Here is an 18068-nt window from a genome sequence, read left to right on the forward strand (position 1 = left end):
GGCGGTGCCCAGGGCGTTGACCGTGGAGCCCGCCGCTGCCGCCATGGAACGGGCGGCCTGTCCCGCGTTGCCGGACTGGATGTCGTTGCGTACTGCTTCACGCAGGTCACCCAGCACCGTACCCTTGGGCGCGTTGCCGCGGTTGTTCCACAGGAGGTTGGCTCCCGCCACGGAGTTGGCCGTATCCGCCGCGTCCATGAAGGCGTTGTCCGTCTTGACCATGCCGCTGACGATGATTTTGCCGCCTTCCGCACGAATGCCAAGTTCCTGGTAGTAGAAGTCAAAGTAGCCGGAGGACGTCACCGAAGCGCCGTCAGCCGTTACCGTACCGCCTGCCCCCTGCGCGTCCACCAGCGTGAAGTTGAGGTTGGCCGTCGGGTCCGCCGGGTCGTCGTAGTCGCCCAGGCTGTCCAGGGAAACAGTGGTGCCGTTCAGGTTGACGTTCCCTGCCAGAACCGTGATGACGGGGTTGGCGAAGAGGTCGTCCCTGTTGGTGTTGATGACCAGGTCCAGATTGGCTCCCGCCAGATTGAGGCCGTTGCCGACCGTCAGCGTCGTGTTGACAGCATCCACGCCGTCGCCCACCGCCGTAAGGCGCACATGGCCGCCGGTGCCTGCCGTGAGCGTCTTGTAGGTGACGGAGCCATTGCCGCCTTCAGCGCCCATGAGTTCCAGAGTTCCCTTCGTGACGTTGAGGGACTGCCCGGCGGAGCCGTTGCCCTTGAGAGTCTGCGTACCCGTTCCGTTCATGGTGATGCTGCCGTCCCCGGCGAGCGTGCCTTCAAAGACGGACTGGCCGGAGGCGGTGATTTCCAGGGCGGAGCCGTTGGTCAGCGTACCGCTCCCCGCAAGGCCGGAAATGCTGTTGGCCGCGTTACCGAGTTCCAGCGTTCCATCCGCGGAGAGTTCCACCTGCACGCCGTTAAGCCTGGAGGTACCGTTGAACGCAAGGGAGGCGTTGTCCGCCACCTGGAGCGTACCGGAACCCGTAATGGTACTGTTGGAGAGTTCGGAACCCGCCGCATCAAGCGTGAGCTTACCGTCCCCGCCGATGTTGAGCGTTCCGCCGTTGCCTTCATCCGTGAGAGTCCCGGCGGTTGCCGTGCCGGTAACGTCCAGGGTGGAGAGGCTGTCTGCATCCGCAGAGTTGAGTACAATGGAGCCCAGGTCCGCCGTACCGGAAAGCGCAAGGCTGCCTTCCTGCATTTCCAGCGCACCGTCCGTGTTCAGGCTGCCGGAAAGTTCCAGGGAACCCGCTCCCGTCTTGGTGATATTGGCCGTGCCGCCGTTGATGGTTCCGGCGTATTTCGTGTCCGGTCCGGACGTGTTGGGAGCGGTTCCCAGCAGTTCGTTGTTCAGGATGACGGAGGCCGTCTTGTCATCGGTTGCCGTGATGTTGATGACACCGGAAGCCGCGCCGGAGAGGTTATTGATGGTCAGGCCTTCCGCCTTGTCGTCCACACCGGGGATGTTGAGAGCCAGGTTGCCGTCCACAATAACCGCCCGGTAGGGATCAAGTTCCGCGTTGCTGGTGATGGTCTTGTCTTCACTGCCCACCGCATAGATCTGCGTGGCGTCGCCCGTGATGCCGATGGAGCCGCCGTTGATACCCGTGACGGTAAAGCCCAGGCCTTCCAGAAGCGGGTTGAAGGTGGCCGTGCCGTAACTCAGAGAGCCATTGGTCAGGTTGAGCCATGCGGTGCGTTCTCCGGCTCCCCAGCCCTGCATGGCGTTGATCACGTCCGCAGAGAGGGAAAGCGTCAGAGTGGTGATGTCCAGACTGGTGCCGTTCGCATTGAACTGAATGATGGAATCGCTGCCCGCCAGGTCCTGCGTCTTGGCGACGTTGCCCGTGCCGACGACCAGACTGGCGCTGTCCAGGCTGGCCGCCCCGTTGATGCCGCTGATGATCGTACCGACATCCGTGATGCTTATGGATTTGAGCGAGGAGCCGTGCAAACCGCCCAGGGAGATGGAACTGATTCCGGTCGCCGCATTGACGGTGACGTTTTTGCTGGTGTTGCTGTAGTATTGGCCGCCCTGCAGTTCGCCCCCGGTGATGTTGAGGGCGCCCTTGTAACCGTCAGCCCCTGCCAGGAAGGCCAGCGTGCCGGAAGAGAGCGTTACGGTTCCCGCATAGTCCGCGCTGGCCGAACCAAGGCTGAGCTGGCCCGTTCCGGTTTTGGCGAGACTGCCCGTTCCGCTGAGTGCGCCGTTGAGGGTGATATTCCCTCCCGTGGTGTCTACCGTAGTGGTTTTACCCTGCGCCGCATTGAGCACCACTCCGCTTTCCGCGGACCAGGCCGCACTGGAGTTGAGCGTGCCTTCTCCCAGCGTGAGCGTACCGGAGGCACCGGTAATGTTGCCGCCCATGGTAAGCGTGCCGTTTCCGTTCAGCGTAATGCCGGAGCCGGCCGTTCCACTGAAAGCAAGAGCGCCCAGTTGTGCCGTTCCCCCCGCAATGTTGAGTTCCCCGACCACGTCTCCCCCCAGCGTTACACTGTTGCTGGTGAGGGTGACGCCCGCTCCGATATTGACTGCGGAGGCCTGCGTGTTGCCGTCATAGGTTCCGCCGCCGATCTGCAGCGTGCCTATGTTCTGGGAATGTTTCAGGTCCAGCGTCACGCCGTAGGTTGCGCTGACCACCGAGGCGTCCAGCGTTCCGTTGACCGTGACGGTCCGGTTGGCCGTAGCCGCCCCGTAGCCGGAGAAGACGATGTCCGCCCCGTTGTTGCGGAGCGTTCCGTTGATCGCGTCATTGCCATTGATCGTCTTGATGAGCAGGGAGCCTCCATCCGTCTTTTCCAGGGTTCCGGAGATATTTTTGAGGATGCCGGAAAGCGCTATTTCCGATCCGCCGGAAAGATTGAGCGTGGAACCCGCCGCCACGGCAATGGTGCCGGAAAGAACTTTCGTGTCTGCAATGCCGCCCAGCGCGACACTGCCGTCACCGGAAACGTTCCAGTTAAGACCCAGGAAGCTGTCCTGGCCGCCGGTGTTCACCGTCAATACCGTATCGGCGCCCGTGGCTGCCAGTTTTACGGCGTCTCCGGCGGTTTTCTGCACCATGACCTGGGTCAGCGTTACATTGCCGGAGGCCTGCAGTGTGCCGCCCCCGAAGATGATGGAGCCCGTTCCCAGCGCTCCGTCCCCGTTGATGTCCACCACACCGCCTTCCAGAGCAGTGGAACCGCCGTAGCTGTTGGTGTTGCGGATGACCAGCGTTCCGTCCCCCCTCTTGGTGAGGATGGTCGTGTTCCCCGTAATGTGGCCGTTTCCTTCAAAGGTGTAGGTGTTGGCCCCGCTGTTGCTGACCACGATGGAAGACGGCGCCACGTCCCCCGTAATCGTCACGGTTTTGTTGGCCGCCGTGTTGTCAAAGAGCAGCGGCTGGCCGTCCGTGCTTACCGGAGGAGTGCTGCTCCCCGCATAGGTCCAGTTGGAAACGTCTCCGGCGCTCCACGTCCCGGCATTCTCCGTTCCGTTCCATGTGAGCATGTCCGCGGAAGATTCTATTTTAAGCTGGAGCGTCTTTCCGTCCGCCGAGGTTCCCAGCGTGTAGGTGAGTTCCGGATGAGTCTCATTAACGAGGTCTCCGACATTGAAGGAACCCGGCATGAGCGTTCCGGTTCCCACCGTCAGCAGGGAGTAGTCCCCGGAATCGGTAAGCGTCTCATAGTTGGAGAGGGTCAGCTTGTGCGTTCCGTTGACCGTCAGGCCGCCGGTGAGCGTTACCAGCGCATTGTCACCCGCCGTTACCCCTGTCATGTCAAAGGTAAGCTCCGCCCCGGAGGCCAGGGCCATGCTGCCGGTGACATTCAACCGGGAATAGCTGCCCAGCGTCAGGCTGCCCAGCGTACCGCCATCGCTGGTGACGGATGCCGTGGAAAGAGAGCCGGAGGCGCCTGCCTTTACCGTGACGGCATTGCCGAGCGCATAGTTTCCGATGTCAAGCGTAGCCCCGGAAGAGAGGGATACCGAGCTCGTGCCGAAGGCCGTGGCGCTTCCCGCCTTGAGCGTTCCGGCTTCCACGCTGGTCGTGCCGGTGTAGGTGTTGGCCCCGTTAAGCGTCACGGTTCCCGCCCCCTTCTGGGTAAAGGTGCCCGTGCCGCCAATGGCGTTGCCCACCGTACGGTCTCCATCCACCGCAAAAGTCAGGAAAGCGTCCCCGTTGCCGCCTAGCGTCACGGCACCGGCGCCATTGCCCAGCGTGGCGGCGCCCGTCAGAAGAAGCGTGCCTTCCTTGAGCAGGGTCTGTCCCGAGTATGTGTTGGCGCGCGTCAGCTGAAGAACGCCGTTGCCCGTCTTGGTGATGTTGCTGCCGCCCTGGACGATCACATCAATCTTCAAGTCCGCCGTATTGGTGTCATCCAGTGCAAAGTTGCCCCGGGCAATGTTAAAGGACGTAGCCCCCGAGATCGTCATCTTGTTGTTGTTGAAATCACCATTAGAAGTGAACAGGGACATGCCGGAGGCGCTGGACAGCGTGTTGATTCGGTGGCTGCCGTTGAGGACATAGAAGCCGTTGCCGCTGGTGTTGACCCGAACGGAGCTGGCGTCCATCGTCAGGTTCAGGGTATTGAGCGTATTGTGCTTGGTGCCCGTGAGCGTCCACACGGCGCCGTTCTGCAGCGTCAGGGAACCGAGTGTCGCCCCGGTGTAGCCGAAGCTGTCGCCGGCCGTGTTCAAGCTGCCGCCGTTGACCGTCAGGCTGCCGGACAGCAGGGTGTTCATGGTGTTCGTCGCCGTGATGGACAGGATGGAACCTGTTCCCACATAGGTGGAGGTGATGTTCCTTTGAGGATTGTCATTGAGCAGGTTCAGGGTGGTTCCCTCGCCCGTTACTTCCAGATTGGCGCCCGTGCCGCTGCCAAGGTTTTTGTTCAGCGTGACTTCCACCCCGGAGGTGAAGGCCAGCGTTCCGCCATTCACTACGGGCATTGTCTCGCCCAGAATGTCCGTGATATTGCCGCCTACGCCGATTTCCAGCGTTCCCTCACCCGCCACCGTTACGGTGCCCGTACCCAGCGCCTTGTTCGCCGTCACGGCCACCGTTCCTTCCTGAATGTTGACCGCCCCAGCGTAATTTTCGTTGGAGCTGTTGAAGCTTACCTTGCCTTCTCCCAGCTTGGTGATGGTACCGTTGCCGGCCAGTTCCCCTCCGTTGTTGGTCAACGCCAGATCCTGCCCCGCTCCGTTGTTGAAGTAGATGGCCTTGGCGTTCATGCTTCCCGTCAGGGAAACCGCGCCGGTATGGGTTCCGTCAAACAGGTATGTCTTGGTGTTGTCTACCGCGCCGATGGGATTGCCGTCCCAGACAATCACTCCATCCGCCATGCTCACGCTGACGGATACCGTCTTGCCAGCCGTATCCACGGTGAACGTGCCCTGATACAGGCCCGCCAGGGTTCCTGTCAGGGTCATGGAGTTTGCATCCACAAAGTTCCCGGACGTCAGGTTGTCCCAACCCACCAGCGTGTATGTTCCCTCGGTCACATTGCTGTCAATATTCAGGCTTACTCCGGCATCCGCACCCAGCGCCAGATTGGCCACCGTCAGGACGGTTCCGTCCGCACTCAGGGCGGTTCCGTCAACGGCCAGGGAGGCGGCATTCAGAGTTCCGGTCACATTCTGGGTTCGCAGAGCGGTTACTTTGGCGGAAGAGGCGTTCAGCGTTCCTCCCAAAGCCGTATCCGCATCCAGATACAGGTTGGAACCGGTCAGATTCAGCGTTCCGGAAAATCCGGCGACATCTCCTCCCAGTGTCAGGGCTCCGGCGCTGTTTCTGGTATTCACCGCCAGCGTTCCCGTTCCGGCCAGGCCGCCTCCCATCCGCAGGCCGTCACCGCTGCCGATCGTGGCCGTTCCGGTGCCGGACGTTTCTACGGATACCAAGCCGTTGAGAGTCATGGTTCCGGCCGACCCGGCAAAAATGTTCAGCCGCGTGGCGGCATTGGCCCCTTTCAGGGTAATATTTCCATCCAGGGAAATTCCGTTTGAGGCAGCGGTACCGCCCACCCCGCTGAATGTTACCGTCATGGTATTCGCTCCTCCGCCGATCGTGACGTCTCCCTGTCCCCAGGGAGTCACCGTTTGTCCGCCCGTAACCGAAGCGCTTCCTATGTCATAGGTCAGGCTAAGCTGCTTGTCCGTAGCAATAATTTCCGTATTGCCGTCATAGGAGTTTTTCACCCAGCCTCCACTGAATTTCCAGTTATTGCTGCCGTTATTAAGGTGCGTAATCCTCAAATTGCCCGTACCGCTGATCGTGCTTCCCACGGATGTTTTGTTGCCGTTGACAGATCCTCTCAGGGAAACCAGTCCCTCTCCAGCATCCAGAACGATATTCATATTGAATGTATTGGAAGAACCGTTCCCGTTGCTCAAATTCAAGGTGGTTCCGCCGCCCATGGTCAGCGTTCCCGTTCCGTTTACGCCTACGCCATAAGGGACATTCATCGTCACGTTGTCACCCAGCACGATATTCATGGTTCCAGTCCAGGCCCCTTCATTTTGTATCAGGGAAAGAGTCCCGCTTTCCACCACCAGCGTGGAGCCGTTGGAATTGGTAAAAGCATTCCTGTTGATGGTCAGAGTGCCGTCTCCCGTCTTGCTTACGGTGCCGCCAATACCGCCGGCCAGAGAAGCATTTCCCGCTCCGATGATCAGGGAACCCGCCCCTTCATTCGTCAGCTTTCCTTCATAAGTGCCTGCGCCCAGCATCAGGCTACCTTCTCCCGAACGGGTGAGCGTTCCGGCCCATCCCGCCAGGGAGGCCCATGTCACGGCATTCCCGCTGGTATCCACCAGGATGGCATTGCTTGCCAGGGCATCCGTCTTGAGCTGGCCGGATATGTCCGCCGTGATTCCCGTGCCGTATTTGAGGGCGCCGCCGTTGAAAACAATGTCCCCCGTGCCCAGCGCCCCGGCGTTCTGTATTTCCACCAGGCCGCCGCCCAGCAGGACTTCCCCGGAAAAGCCGGAGTTGTCCGTGGCGATCGTCAGCGTTCCGTTTCCGGTCTTCTGAAGTTTGCCACTTCCCGTAAGGGAGCCTGTTCCCGTCCATGTGTAATCCGTAGATTCCGCATTGACCAGAATCAGGCCGGGATTTACCTGCCCGGCAATGTTGACCGTCTGGGGAGGATTGCTGGCAATATCCCCAAAGGATACTCCCTTGCCGTTTTCAAAAGTATCCCCGGCGCTCCACGGGGAATTGGCTCCGCTTCCCCCCACCGTCCAGGTGGAGTCTCCGCCGCCCGTCCAGCTTATGGAGGTCAGCTCCGTCACCACGAATTTCAGGACATTGTCCGCCGTATCCCAATTCCCCATATACTGGGTTCCGAGCAGGATGGTGTTGGCCAGATCCCCGGTAACGCCTTCCGTGGCGCTGATCAGGTTGTACGTTCCGGCGCTCCAGGAAACGCCGTCTGCATTCTCCAGCAGAAGACTGCCGTTCACCGTCAAAGCGCCGGTCAGCGCCAGCAGGGCGTTCCCGTTCGGCGTCATCCGGCTGGCGTCAATGAACAGGCCGGTTCCCAGAGTCAGATTGCCGGTCATCGTATTCTGCCCGCCCAGGGACAGGGTTCCCTCATTCAAAACCAGATTGCCGGTAATTGCACTTTGTGCGCCCAGGGTGACGTTGCCGGAGGCAATGGTCAGCCCAGCACCGGTATCCACCGCGGACACATCAAGGGTGACGCCGGAAGACAGGGAAAGGCCCTGATACGCGGCGGACGTGCCTCCAATGGCCGCATTGCCCGTTACGGAAAGAACCTTGTTCGTCCCCATGCCGTCGGCATGATCCACAATCAGCGTGCCTCCATTCAGTTCCACACCACCGCCGAAGGAGTTGGCAAATTTCAATGTCAGCGTTCCGGTCCCCACTTTTTTCAGTCCTCCGTTCCCGATGAACATGTCATTCGCGTCCCCTCCTTCGATATTGCCCGCACCGCCCAGGGTCAGCACGTCATTTAGAACGGCCTGAATGGTCTTTTCCGGGTTCAGAATCATTTTTACCGTCGTTCCCGCATTGGTTACCAGGTAACTGCCGCCGCCTTCATTCACGGTAAAGCCGATGTTGGATATCGTTTCCGCCGCAGTGGCCGTCACCTCAATGGTGCCACCGCCGGACAGGAGCAAATTTTCCTTATTGGTCAGTCTGGCCCCAAATACGTAATCCCCTGCCGCCATGCTGCGTGTTTTCAACACGCTGTTATCCGCTACGGAGATGATGAACCGGGTCCAGTTGGCATCCTGCGCCACGGAAAGGCGTGCATCCGGAGCCGTCAGGTCCAGCGTGGAGCCGCCCTGGATATTCAGGCGCCCGTCTGCCGCCAGCGTGTGTTCCGTAGCAGTGCTAAGAATGCTGAGCGTGCCTCCGCCGTCAATCGTCAGCGTATGCCCTCCAATGACCAGAGAGCCCGTCTCCTGGGTAACGGTAACGTCCGGGTTAATGGTCAGGGTGACGTTGGCCGTTACATTTGTATTTTCCGTCCAGTCCGTATTCTCCGTAATGGTTTCATTGGCTCCCAGATCAAGGGAATAGGCGGGAGTGGAAAGAAGGGCACAGCAGGCAAGCACGGCGGACAGCAGTTGCAAAGGCAAATGAAGCTTCATAGATAAAATGTTGGTTATTAATATGTTGTATTACAATCTATTTTTACAAGAAAACAGAGGGGGACTCCCTATATCGTTATCGGTCTATCGGATTTGAAATCCGGTGTCAATCTGGAAGTTCCATTTACAATGCTTTAAATCATTTTCCTTCTTCCAAACGCCTCTCATCACAATCAAGAAAAAACAATTATTTTCAACAATTTCATACATTCCACCCATTACACATTTTTCTTTATATGAAATACTTACGTAATTTTCAAAAGATATTTTTCTTCCGAATTTCCTATCCTGAACGGATTTCAAATCCGCGCATTTCCTTCCCTTCTTTTTTCCGTTTTCCTCTTTCCCGCGCATCCGCCAATGGATTCAGCGGGCAAAAGGCACGGAGCGGCGGCCTTACATTCAAGTCTTTCATCTGCATGATATTGTCATTGCTACAGATTAACAGGGACTGTGCCGCAGGCCTCTCTCCGCTCTGACTGAACAACATTTTTTGAATAAAAATGCAGGAAAACTCAATTGCGCCCTGCCGCGGAAAACCGCCTGCACACTAATCCCGAATATGGAAAAAAGCCTCCGGACAGATTGCCTTTTTCAAAAATTCCTGCCATGGGTGAAAAATTTTCTCAAAAAAATCGTATATTTCTGATGACAGACGGAAATGCTCCTTCATCCGCCTCCTCCGGTTATTGCGGCGAACTCATGACAGCGGGAAAAGCAACGGCTTTCCTTCTTGCCCTCCGGGCATCAGGTCGCTAGAATAAATGGAGCAAGTTTTTCATTTTTCCCTCATGGCCATTTTCGGTACCTCCCATCTATCCGACGCCGGCGACCTGCTGATTTTCAATAAGCTGTCCCACAAAACCCTGCTCATGTTCGAAAAGGAACTGGGCAGGGACCGCATTACCTACCTGGTGGAGGAAGCCCTCCCTCCGGACGCGGCCATCGCAGCCCATCTGGAATCCACCAAGGCGGACGGCATTCTGTTCCGCGCGGAAACCAGCGACCCCATCGCCCTGCGCGCGGCGATCATGGAGCGCATCAACCAGGGGCGCAGGGTGGTTTTCCTGCCCGGCCCTGTGGCGCATATCAAGGGTTCCATCTGCCAGATTCCCCCGCGGGTCATGAAAACCCTGGGAGCCCTGCACATTTCCCCCGTCCCGGTGTATGTGGGTTTTTACACCAGCTCCGTATTGGATGCGGAAGCGGATACGGACGCCCAGGCGGATATCCAGATTCACATTCTTCCCAAGCTGGCTCCGGGAGCTGAAATGGCCGCACGCCTGACCACGGCGTGGCTGGAATGCTCCGCCCAGGCGTATGCCACGCTGCCCCAGCTCCACGGCTCCCTTTCCGCGCTGCTGTTCCGCAGCCTCAAGCAGCATTCGGACTGCCGGGTGATTGACGGGATTGACGACACCTCCCTGACGTACGGCCAGCTTCTGGCCATTTCCGTGGCCTTCGCCAAGCGGCTGAAGAAAATCACCTCCAACCGGAGGGTAGGCATCATCCTGCCGCCGGGCAAGGGGGCGGCTATTGCCAACCTGGGCTGCCTGTTTGCGGGCAAAACCCCGGTCAACTTCAATTATTCCGCCTCGGAAAGCGCTTTCTCCAGTTCCGTGAAGCAGTCCGGCGTGGACTGGTTCATCACGGCGGATACCTTCATGCGCAAGCTCCAGAATTTTCCCTGGCCCCCCCAGAGGGACCTGATTTTCATGGAGCGCGAACTTCCCCAGCTCAAAGGCTCCGCCAAGCGGTGGGGACTAGCCATCAAGTTCCTGACGGCCGGGTTCATGATCAGGAAGCTGGGGCTGGACACCCCCGTGGGCGGGGATGAAGCCGTGCTGATGTTTACTTCCGGTTCTTCCGGGGAACCCAAGGGGGTACCCCTTACCCACCACAACCTGCTGGCCAATATTTCCCAGTGTTCCTCCCGCATCACGCTGGCCCCGCAGAGCAGGTTCCTGGGCAGTCTGCCCGTGTTCCACTGCTTCGGCATCACCATCGGCCTGTGGTACCCCATGATCGGCGGGTACGACATGGTCACCTACCCTTCCCCGCTGGAGGCCAAACGCCTGGGAGCTCTGATCAAGCAGTACGGCATCAGCCTGGTGGTCACCACCCCCACCTTCCTGCGCGGCTTCATGAAGCGGTGCGAACCGGATACTTTCAAGACGGTCCGCTACCTGATCGTGGGCGCGGAAAAGCTGCCGGAAGACCTCGCCACCGCCTTCCGGGAAAAATTCGGCACCATTCCGTGTGAAGGATACGGCCTGACGGAGGCCTCCCCCGTCTGTTCCGTCAATTTTGTGGACCCCGCCCCGTCCAATGCCGCCGGCGATTTCATCCCCGGCATGAAAAAGGGAACCGTAGGCGCGTTGCTGCCCGGCATTGCCGTACGCATCACCAGCCCGCACACGGGGCGCGTGGTGCCCGTGACCACTTCCGGCATGATCTGGCTGAAAGGGCCGAATATTTTCCCCGGCTATCTGGGGGGACCGGAAGTGAACAGGGACATTTTCGTAGATGGCTGGCTGAAGACCGGAGACATCGGTTCCGCGGACGAATACGGCTTTTTGAAAATAGAGGGGCGCGTTTCCCGCTTTTCCAAGATAGGCGGGGAAATGGTTCCCCATGAAGCGCTGGAAGCAGCCATCATGAATATCTGGAACCTGGACCCCACGGACGACGAACGGAGAATTGCCGTGGTCACCATTCCGGACCAGGCCAAGGGGGAAGCCGTGGCTCTGCTCACCACCCTGGTGACGGATTACGTGCACCAGGCGCGCACCCTGATCCGGCACGGCCTGATCGACCAGGGGCTGCCCGCCCTGTGGTGCCCCAAGGAGATCATCCCCGTGGAGCATATCCCGGTGCTGCCCTCCGGCAAGCTGGACCTGAAGCAGTGCAGGATGCTGGCCTACGAGGCGCTGAACATTCCCTTTGAACCGTAAGCCATGGAATTTCCGCAGGAAACGGCTTCCGCGCCCCGGCCCATCACGGTCAAGCAGCTCGTTTACCGTCTCCGGGACGTGGTCGGCATCGCCGTCGGCACGCAGTGGGTCGTCGGAGAGCTGAGCAACGTCAAGTACCATACCAGCGGGCACATTTATTTTACCCTGAAGGAACAGGGGGCGGAAATTTTCTGCGCTTTTTTCAAGAATGCCGCCGCGCGCTGTCCCCTGCGGCTCCAGGAGGGCATGAAGGTGCACGTGCTGGGGAACGCCACCGTGTACCCGGACCGGGGCCAGCTTCAACTGGTCATCAAGGAGGTGCGGGCCGCCGGCATGGGGGATCTCCAGGCGCGCTTTCTGGAGTTGAAGGAGAAGCTTCAGCGGGAAGGCCTGTTTGACGCAGAAAGAAAAAAAGCCATTCCCGCTTTTCCCCGCTCCATCGGCATCGTCACCTCCCCCACCGGAGCCGTCATCCAGGACATGCGCCACGTGCTGGAGCGCCGCGCCCCCTGGGTGAAGGCGTACCTGCTGCCCGTGCGCGTCCAGGGGAGCGGAGCGGAGCGCGAGATTGCCGCCGCCATCCGGGCATGGTCCCATGCGCCGCACAACGGGCTGCCGCCCGTGGACGTTCTCATCGTAGGCCGCGGAGGCGGCTCCATAGAAGATTTGTGGAATTTTAACGAGGAGATCGTGGCGCGAGCCATTCACGAATGCACCGTTCCCGTTATTTCCGCGGTGGGGCACGACACGGATTTCACCATTGCGGATTTTGTGGCGGACCTGCGGGCGCCCACCCCCACCGCGGCGGCGGAACTCGCTACGCCGGACGGCCCGGAATGGCTCCGCAAACTGGGCAGAATGGAGCAGGCGCTGCACGCTTCCGCGCGCCATTCCCTGCTGCACGCCCGGCTGAAACTGGACGTTTATCTGCGCGGCAGATTGCTGGATGCAGACTCTCTCCTGGCCCCGTACGCCCAGCGTCTGGACGGGATGGAGGAATCCCTGCTGGCTTCCTCCGCACTCAGGATTCAACAGAACTCACTTTTAATCAATCAACTGGAACACAAGCTCCAATTGAGCCATCCCCGCCATCTCAACAGGGAGCGGGCTCAGCAGCTCTCCGCCCTGCAGTCCCGTCTGCTTCATGCCGCAACCGTCAGAATGACGGCGTTTTCATCTTCCCTGGCTCTTTTGCAGGCCAGGCTGGAAGCCCACAGTCCCGAACAGACGCTGAGCCGGGGATACGCCCTCGTGGAGAATGAAGAGAGGCAGCTAATCCGGAAAACCGACCAGGTTCATGCCGGAGAAAAGCTGAAAGTCCGTGTCTTCAACGGTCATTTTTTTGTCACGGCCGATAAACATCAATAAGTTTATTACAAGCATATAATCGCACATTTTTTGCACACAATCTAACAAATTGTGTTTTTTCTGGATTTTACCGGAATTGGGACCTATCCTAAGAGAAGCTCATTACCACTGCCCGCATTCTCTGGTCCCAATAATTCACGCGCATATGCCCTGTAAAAACATCACCCGCTATACTTACGAAACCACGGCCTTTCAAGGTTACCGATTGGCTATTTGTAAGAACAAGCGCTTATTCACCCGCTATTTTTCGGATTCCCAGTACGGAGGTGCGGAGGCGGCGCTTCAGGAGGCAATGAGGGTGAGGGACAATATTTTCAAGCTTCTTGAACAGGGCAACCTGACCGTTAGCCAAGTTTTCGCAAAATATACCGTGCGCTCCCGGCGCCAGTCCGCCGCGGACCGCCGGGAAAAAATGGCCCACGGCAAACGGACATCCCTCACCTCAAAACAAAAGGCCAAAGTGCGCAGTTGATTCGCCTTTGGTACGGTTTACCGCCCCTCCTCCCGAAAACATATGCGGGACGGACACATGCCGGAAAAGGATGGAGACGGAGGGAAAAGCCTTTCCGGCAGTGATCTTCAGGAGGAAGTCCGGCAATATTCCGTGTCCGGCTGGAACTAAATGAAAGCAACTTCCGGATTTTTGTTTCCGCCACGTTATCTCTTGTCCACACGCAGACATCAGGGCTGGCTTCCATTACCTTCTGCGGCGGCGTGCGGCAGGCCGCTCCGGTTCTTCCGCAGGAGCTTCTCCGATCTTTGTCAATACCCGGCGCGCCTCCGTGGTCCTGTTCTGCTTGCGGCATACTTCCGCCCAGTCGCGGTGGATTTTCTTGTAAAGTTCCTCCGACTGGATGGATGCCAGATTGTTCTGGAGAGTGGCCTTGTCTTCATCACTCAGGCCATCCCATGTTTCCACCAGCTTTCCGTACTGCGATTCCGCCACCGCCCATTGTTCCCTTCCGGCGCTGATTTCCGCCTGAAGAGTCATGATCACGGGCTGAAGAGCCTGGATGAAGGCGGTGCTTTCCAGAGCCACTTTCATCGCCTGGTCGGAATATTTCACCGCCTGGTCGTAATCCTTCGCCCGCAGGAAAGCCGCGGCAATGTTCACATCTTCATACGCCCGCTTTACCAGGGCTTCCGCCTGCGCGTACTTGTCCAGCTGGGAGCGCAGTTCCGCAATTTCCTGGCTCAGGCTGGAACCGCTGAGAATGCGCGGGGCATCCACCCCCAGCGTCATGGCGGAGCCTTCCGCGCGGGAGAGCAAACGCGCCGCTTCCTTCAAATTCCCCATTTGCATCCTCACGCGAGCCAGCGCCAGCATGGTTTCCGGGGTGCAGTCCATTTCCGTTTCCGCGGCACGGAAGCAGATCAGGGCGGCTTCCAGCTGGTCCGCCATGCCCTTCAATTCCGCCTGGGAATATTTCCGCCGCGCCTTGAGGGGCATGTTCAGTTCATTCAGGATGATGCGCCCCATGTCCGGACTGGCCGTGAGGCGGAATTGGGCAAGCAATTCCCTGGCGATGGTGCTGCCCGTACGGCCGGGCTGGCCGGTCGCCTTTTCCGGCAGGGTATCCTGAAGCAGCAGTATCTTCACCATGCTTTTCACATCCTCCGGCTTTTTCAGCATGCTCCGCATGACGGGAGAGGAGGCCTGCTTGCACAGGGAGGAAAAACGTTCGAATTTGGCCTGGTCATAGGCATAATGGGCCAGCGGTTCCAGGCAGGCCAGCAGAACGGAAACGTGGTCCTCCGGCGTATTTTTAAGAATTACTTCATACAGACGTTCCGCTACGGCGTCATGCTTGCGCCCGGCAAATTCACGCGCCCAGTTCAGGCTGACGTTCAGCAGGCGGTCCCTGTCCGCCTCCGGCAGGGCGCCGGAATGAGAGAGCTTCTTTTCCAGAAGGGATGCAATCATGGGCTCCGACTCCTTCACCATGCCGCGCCGGTCCATTTCCACGGCCAGAAGCCAAGCAAAGGAGTCGCGCGCCTCCGTGGAATTCATCCATTCCACCTGCTTGTCCACGGTTGCGGCCAGCGCCGCCAGCTCTTCATCAGAGCCGTTCCAGGAGTCTAGCATGCCCTGGAGATGCCCCATGGCCTGTGTCTGGCTGTGCACCTCGTGAATCGTGGGCTTGAACCAGCTTTCAATGGTAGGCCAGTACTGGACGTAACCGAACCAGAGGCCGCCCAGCGCCACCAGGCAGAGGACCGGTTTCCAGTAAGACTTTTTCTTGCGCGACGGACGATAAGGCTTATTGGAAAAATGGCGCTCGGAACTCATGCAGGCATTGAGCCAAAAAGAGGGCACAAATCAAGCAAAATCAGCAGTCCGCAACGTCTTACGGCGCAGCGGCGGCGGTCCGTCACCGACGGGAGGATATCCTGCCGCCGTCCGTCCGGCGTACGGGAGAACTCCGGCGCACCCGCGGAAAGCCGGATTCCTTCCAGCATTCATCCGCCTTCGCCGTCATTCCCAGTTCGTCGTAACAGCGGCCCAGCTGCTTGTAGTTTTCCGACCTTTGTTCCCCTTCCAGCAATGGCAGCACGGCTTCAAAAGCGTCCACGGCCTCCTGCCACTGCTCGCCGTCGCACAGGGCGTAGGCCTTGCACAGGTAGGACTGGACCAGCAAATTCTTCCGTTCCGGGCCGTCTCCGCATTTCAGCAGGGCGTCCACGGCGCGGGAGTAGGCCTGGAGGGCTCCTTCACGGTCCCCTTCCATATCGCTGGCTATTCCCAGGGAATGGTACACTCTGCCCAGGGAAAGGGTGTCTGAAGAGAAGTTGGATTCCCGGACCTGGATGGATTGCCGGAGGTTTTCCCGCGCCTTTGCCCCTTCCCCGGCGTCCAGCCACGCCTTCCCCAGGCCCTCGCGGGACTGGGCGGCAATCATGGGGGAGACCGCCGCGTTGCTCACCGCCTTCAGGAAATCCGCACGGGCTTCCGGGGCTGCCTTGCGCATGATGTTGACCCATCCACGCTGGTCATACAGCCCGGCCCAAAAAGCGTGGTCCGCCGGAAGCACGCCGCGTGCGGCGCCTTCCGCCTGGTGAAGATAGGCCAGCGCCTCTTCATAATTACCCTGCTCCGTGGAAATGCGCGCCAGCCCGCGCAGGGCGTTCAGGCAGTCGTTGAGCAGATAGGAGGCGTTTTCCGAACCGGTGAGCCCCTTCAGGAACAGCTCGCGGGCCTCCTCCTTCCTGCCTGCTTCCAGCATGGCTTCTCCCATGCTGATGCTGGCCAGCGCCAGGTCCCCCGTGGTCTTTTCCTGCTCCTGGGGGAACAGAACCAGAGCCTCCTTGAAATAGGCCCGCGATTCCGGAATATGGCCCGCGGCGCGGGCCAGCCTGCCCTGGGCGGCCAGGAGCCTGGACTTCACGGCAAGGGAGTCGCTCCCCAGCCGGGCGGAAGCTTCCACGGCGCGCTGCAGCAGCGCGTTGGCCTGGTCATTCCGGTTCAATATCTGGTCAATGGAACTCATGGTCTGGAGGGCCTTCACCAGCTCGGCGGCCATGCTCTCCTTTTCATACCCGTCCACGGCCGTTTTCAGATAGTCGTAGGCGGCCGCGTACTGGTGCTCCGCCAGCAGGGCCCGGGCCACGGCATCAGCGCGGGGAGCCCATACCTGCCGCTTTCCTTCCGCGTAGGCCGCCTCAATCAATTCCCTGGCCGTGGGGAGCGCCTGCTCCACGCCGCCGCGGCTGATCAGTTCGCGGGTCAGCCCCCAGGCCGTTTCCGACCGTACTTCCGGATCCCTGATCCACGCCAGGCGTTCCTCACGTTTGTCCAGAATTCCGGCCAGGCTTTCCCGTGAGGCGAACACGTCCGCCATGAAACGGGACAAAGTCTGGAAGGCCTTTTCATCGCTCTTCTGGATCACGACCGGAGGGGTATGGAGGGCCCCTTCATCGTAACCGATGCGGTAGGCCATGTGGTACGTCAAAAACTCCAGCAGCAGGACGGCAATGCACAGGCACAGGGCAATCAGCCATTTGGTGCGTGAAGAAAGAGGTTTCAGGGGGGGAGTGGACGCCTGCATAACGGGAGCACAACGTTAACGGCCCTTCCCCGGAATTCAAGCCTTTTGAATGCCGCGCGCGCCGCAACGCAGTTGGAAGGCGGGAGGCAGCACTCCGCTCAAGCCGCCGTCAACCCATCATTTCCCGGAAAAAGGGGGCCCGCGGGACACGATCAAAGACGGAACCGCCTAATTTCCGTTCCGGCGCCTGTGTTCGGACGCACGGTAAAGCTGCCACGCATTCCACAAATTATGCCACAGCACATAAAACGTGGGCCCCAGCGCGGCAATGGGATTGGAATATGTCAGCGCCAGGTAGATGGAAAGCGTAGTGTTTTTCTGTCCCAGGGCCTGGCTGCATTCCGCGGAGCGCGCCTTGCCGCCCAGCAGATGGCCCAGGCCGAAGTTCAGGGCGCAAATCAGCAGGGAAAGGGCGCCTATCTGCTCCAGCACGCGTTCCGAAATGCCGTCCCGGGAGGAAATATCATAGGAGGCGTTGGCCGCAATCAGCACCAGAATCACCACCCAGACGCCGAAGGTAACGTCCTTCAGCTTCCGGGGCCACGCGATGGCGCGGGGATAAAAGCGGCGTGCGGCCAGGGCCAGAACCAGAGGCAGGAGCATCACCAGGGCTATGTTCTGGGCCACGCTGAGATAAATCTCAAAGCCGCCCCGGCCCACCACCATGGGCAGAATGAAGGGAAGCAGGAAGCAAATGATCCCGTTGGTCAGAAGGAGGGCGGTCAGCATGAACTCCACGCTGCCGCCCAGCAGCCCCATCACCACCGGCGCCGCGGTGGCCGTGGGCATGACGCCCACGAAGAACGCCGCCTCCGCCAGGTAGCCGGCCCCAAAGGACGCGCGGCACAGGCCCCAGGCAGCCAGGGCGATCAGCAAATTGGCCCCCACCAGCAGCCAGTGCGGCCGTTCCGGCTTCATCCGCTTGAAACGGATCCCCAGAAAAGTCACAAACAGCATGCCGATGAGCATCCATTTGAACGTCCAGCCGTACACGTGGAGCCAGGGCATCATGTAGCCCGCAACGAACGCGACCACGATGGCAAACGTACGGATGAGGGACTTGAACATGCTTCGCTCCGGAAAG

At 59.6% G+C, this 18068-nt stretch carries 7 protein-coding genes; 3 read left to right on the forward strand and 4 right to left on the reverse strand.

Annotation, left to right across the window (positions count from 1 at the left end):
* On the reverse strand, positions 1–8616 hold an 8616-nt coding region (locus tag HMPREF3039_RS02380; protein ID WP_067570774.1), incomplete at its 3' end, for an autotransporter-associated beta strand repeat-containing protein.
* 791 nt (positions 8617–9407) lie between these two features.
* On the opposite strand from HMPREF3039_RS02380, the gene HMPREF3039_RS02390 reads away from it, so the two are divergent.
* The 3 genes from HMPREF3039_RS02390 (at position 9408) to HMPREF3039_RS02400 (ending at position 13410) form a co-directional block, all read left to right on the forward strand.
* Positions 9408–11570: an AMP-binding protein gene (locus HMPREF3039_RS02390; protein WP_167506687.1), complete on the forward strand. Its 2163-nt coding sequence runs from the start codon at positions 9408–9410 to the stop codon at positions 11568–11570.
* Positions 11571–11573: 3 nt separating this feature from the next.
* The gene (gene xseA, locus HMPREF3039_RS02395; RefSeq protein ID WP_067570769.1) at positions 11574–12938 is read left to right on the forward strand and encodes an exodeoxyribonuclease VII large subunit; all 1365 of its coding nucleotides are present in this window, start codon (positions 11574–11576) and stop codon (positions 12936–12938) included.
* A gap of 145 nt (positions 12939–13083) precedes the next feature.
* Positions 13084–13410, forward strand: coding sequence for a hypothetical protein (locus HMPREF3039_RS02400; RefSeq protein WP_067570767.1), 327 nt, complete (start codon positions 13084–13086; stop codon positions 13408–13410).
* 225 nt (positions 13411–13635) lie between these two features.
* On the opposite strand, the gene HMPREF3039_RS02405 is transcribed toward HMPREF3039_RS02400, so the two are convergent.
* The 3 genes from HMPREF3039_RS02405 to HMPREF3039_RS02415 all read right to left on the reverse strand — a co-directional run bounded on the left by HMPREF3039_RS02405 (position 13636) and on the right by HMPREF3039_RS02415 (position 18052).
* On the reverse strand, positions 13636–15228 hold the full coding sequence (locus HMPREF3039_RS02405) for a tetratricopeptide repeat protein (RefSeq protein WP_067570766.1): 1593 nt from the start codon (positions 15226–15228) through the stop codon (positions 13636–13638).
* Between the two features lie 82 nt (positions 15229–15310).
* Complete coding sequence (locus tag HMPREF3039_RS02410) at positions 15311–16984, reverse strand: tetratricopeptide repeat protein (protein ID WP_067570765.1); 1674 nt, start codon at positions 16982–16984, stop codon at positions 15311–15313.
* A 168-nt stretch (positions 16985–17152) separates the two neighbouring features.
* The gene (locus HMPREF3039_RS02415) at positions 17153–18052 is read right to left on the reverse strand and encodes a bile acid:sodium symporter family protein (protein ID WP_067570764.1); all 900 of its coding nucleotides are present in this window, start codon (positions 18050–18052) and stop codon (positions 17153–17155) included.
* Between the last annotated feature and the right edge of the window lie 16 nt (positions 18053–18068).

This window comes from Akkermansia sp. KLE1798 (genome assembly GCF_001580195.1).
GTDB classification, from domain to species: Bacteria; Verrucomicrobiota; Verrucomicrobiia; order Verrucomicrobiales; family Akkermansiaceae; genus Akkermansia; species Akkermansia biwaensis.

What these genes read in the sequence shown, in the direction of transcription:
- HMPREF3039_RS02390 (WP_167506687.1), top strand. Translation starts at nt 9,408, where the DNA reads ATGGCCATTTTCGGTACCTCCCATCTATCCGACGCCGGCGACCTGCTG.
- xseA (WP_067570769.1), top strand. Translation starts at nt 11,574, where the DNA reads ATGGAATTTCCGCAGGAAACGGCTTCCGCGCCCCGGCCCATCACGGTC.
- HMPREF3039_RS02400 (WP_067570767.1), top strand. Translation starts at nt 13,084, where the DNA reads ATGCCCTGTAAAAACATCACCCGCTATACTTACGAAACCACGGCCTTT.
- HMPREF3039_RS02405 (WP_067570766.1), bottom strand. Translation starts at nt 15,228, where the DNA reads ATGAGTTCCGAGCGCCATTTTTCCAATAAGCCTTATCGTCCGTCGCGC.
- HMPREF3039_RS02410 (WP_067570765.1), bottom strand. Translation starts at nt 16,984, where the DNA reads ATGCAGGCGTCCACTCCCCCCCTGAAACCTCTTTCTTCACGCACCAAA.
- HMPREF3039_RS02415 (WP_067570764.1), bottom strand. Translation starts at nt 18,052, where the DNA reads ATGTTCAAGTCCCTCATCCGTACGTTTGCCATCGTGGTCGCGTTCGTT.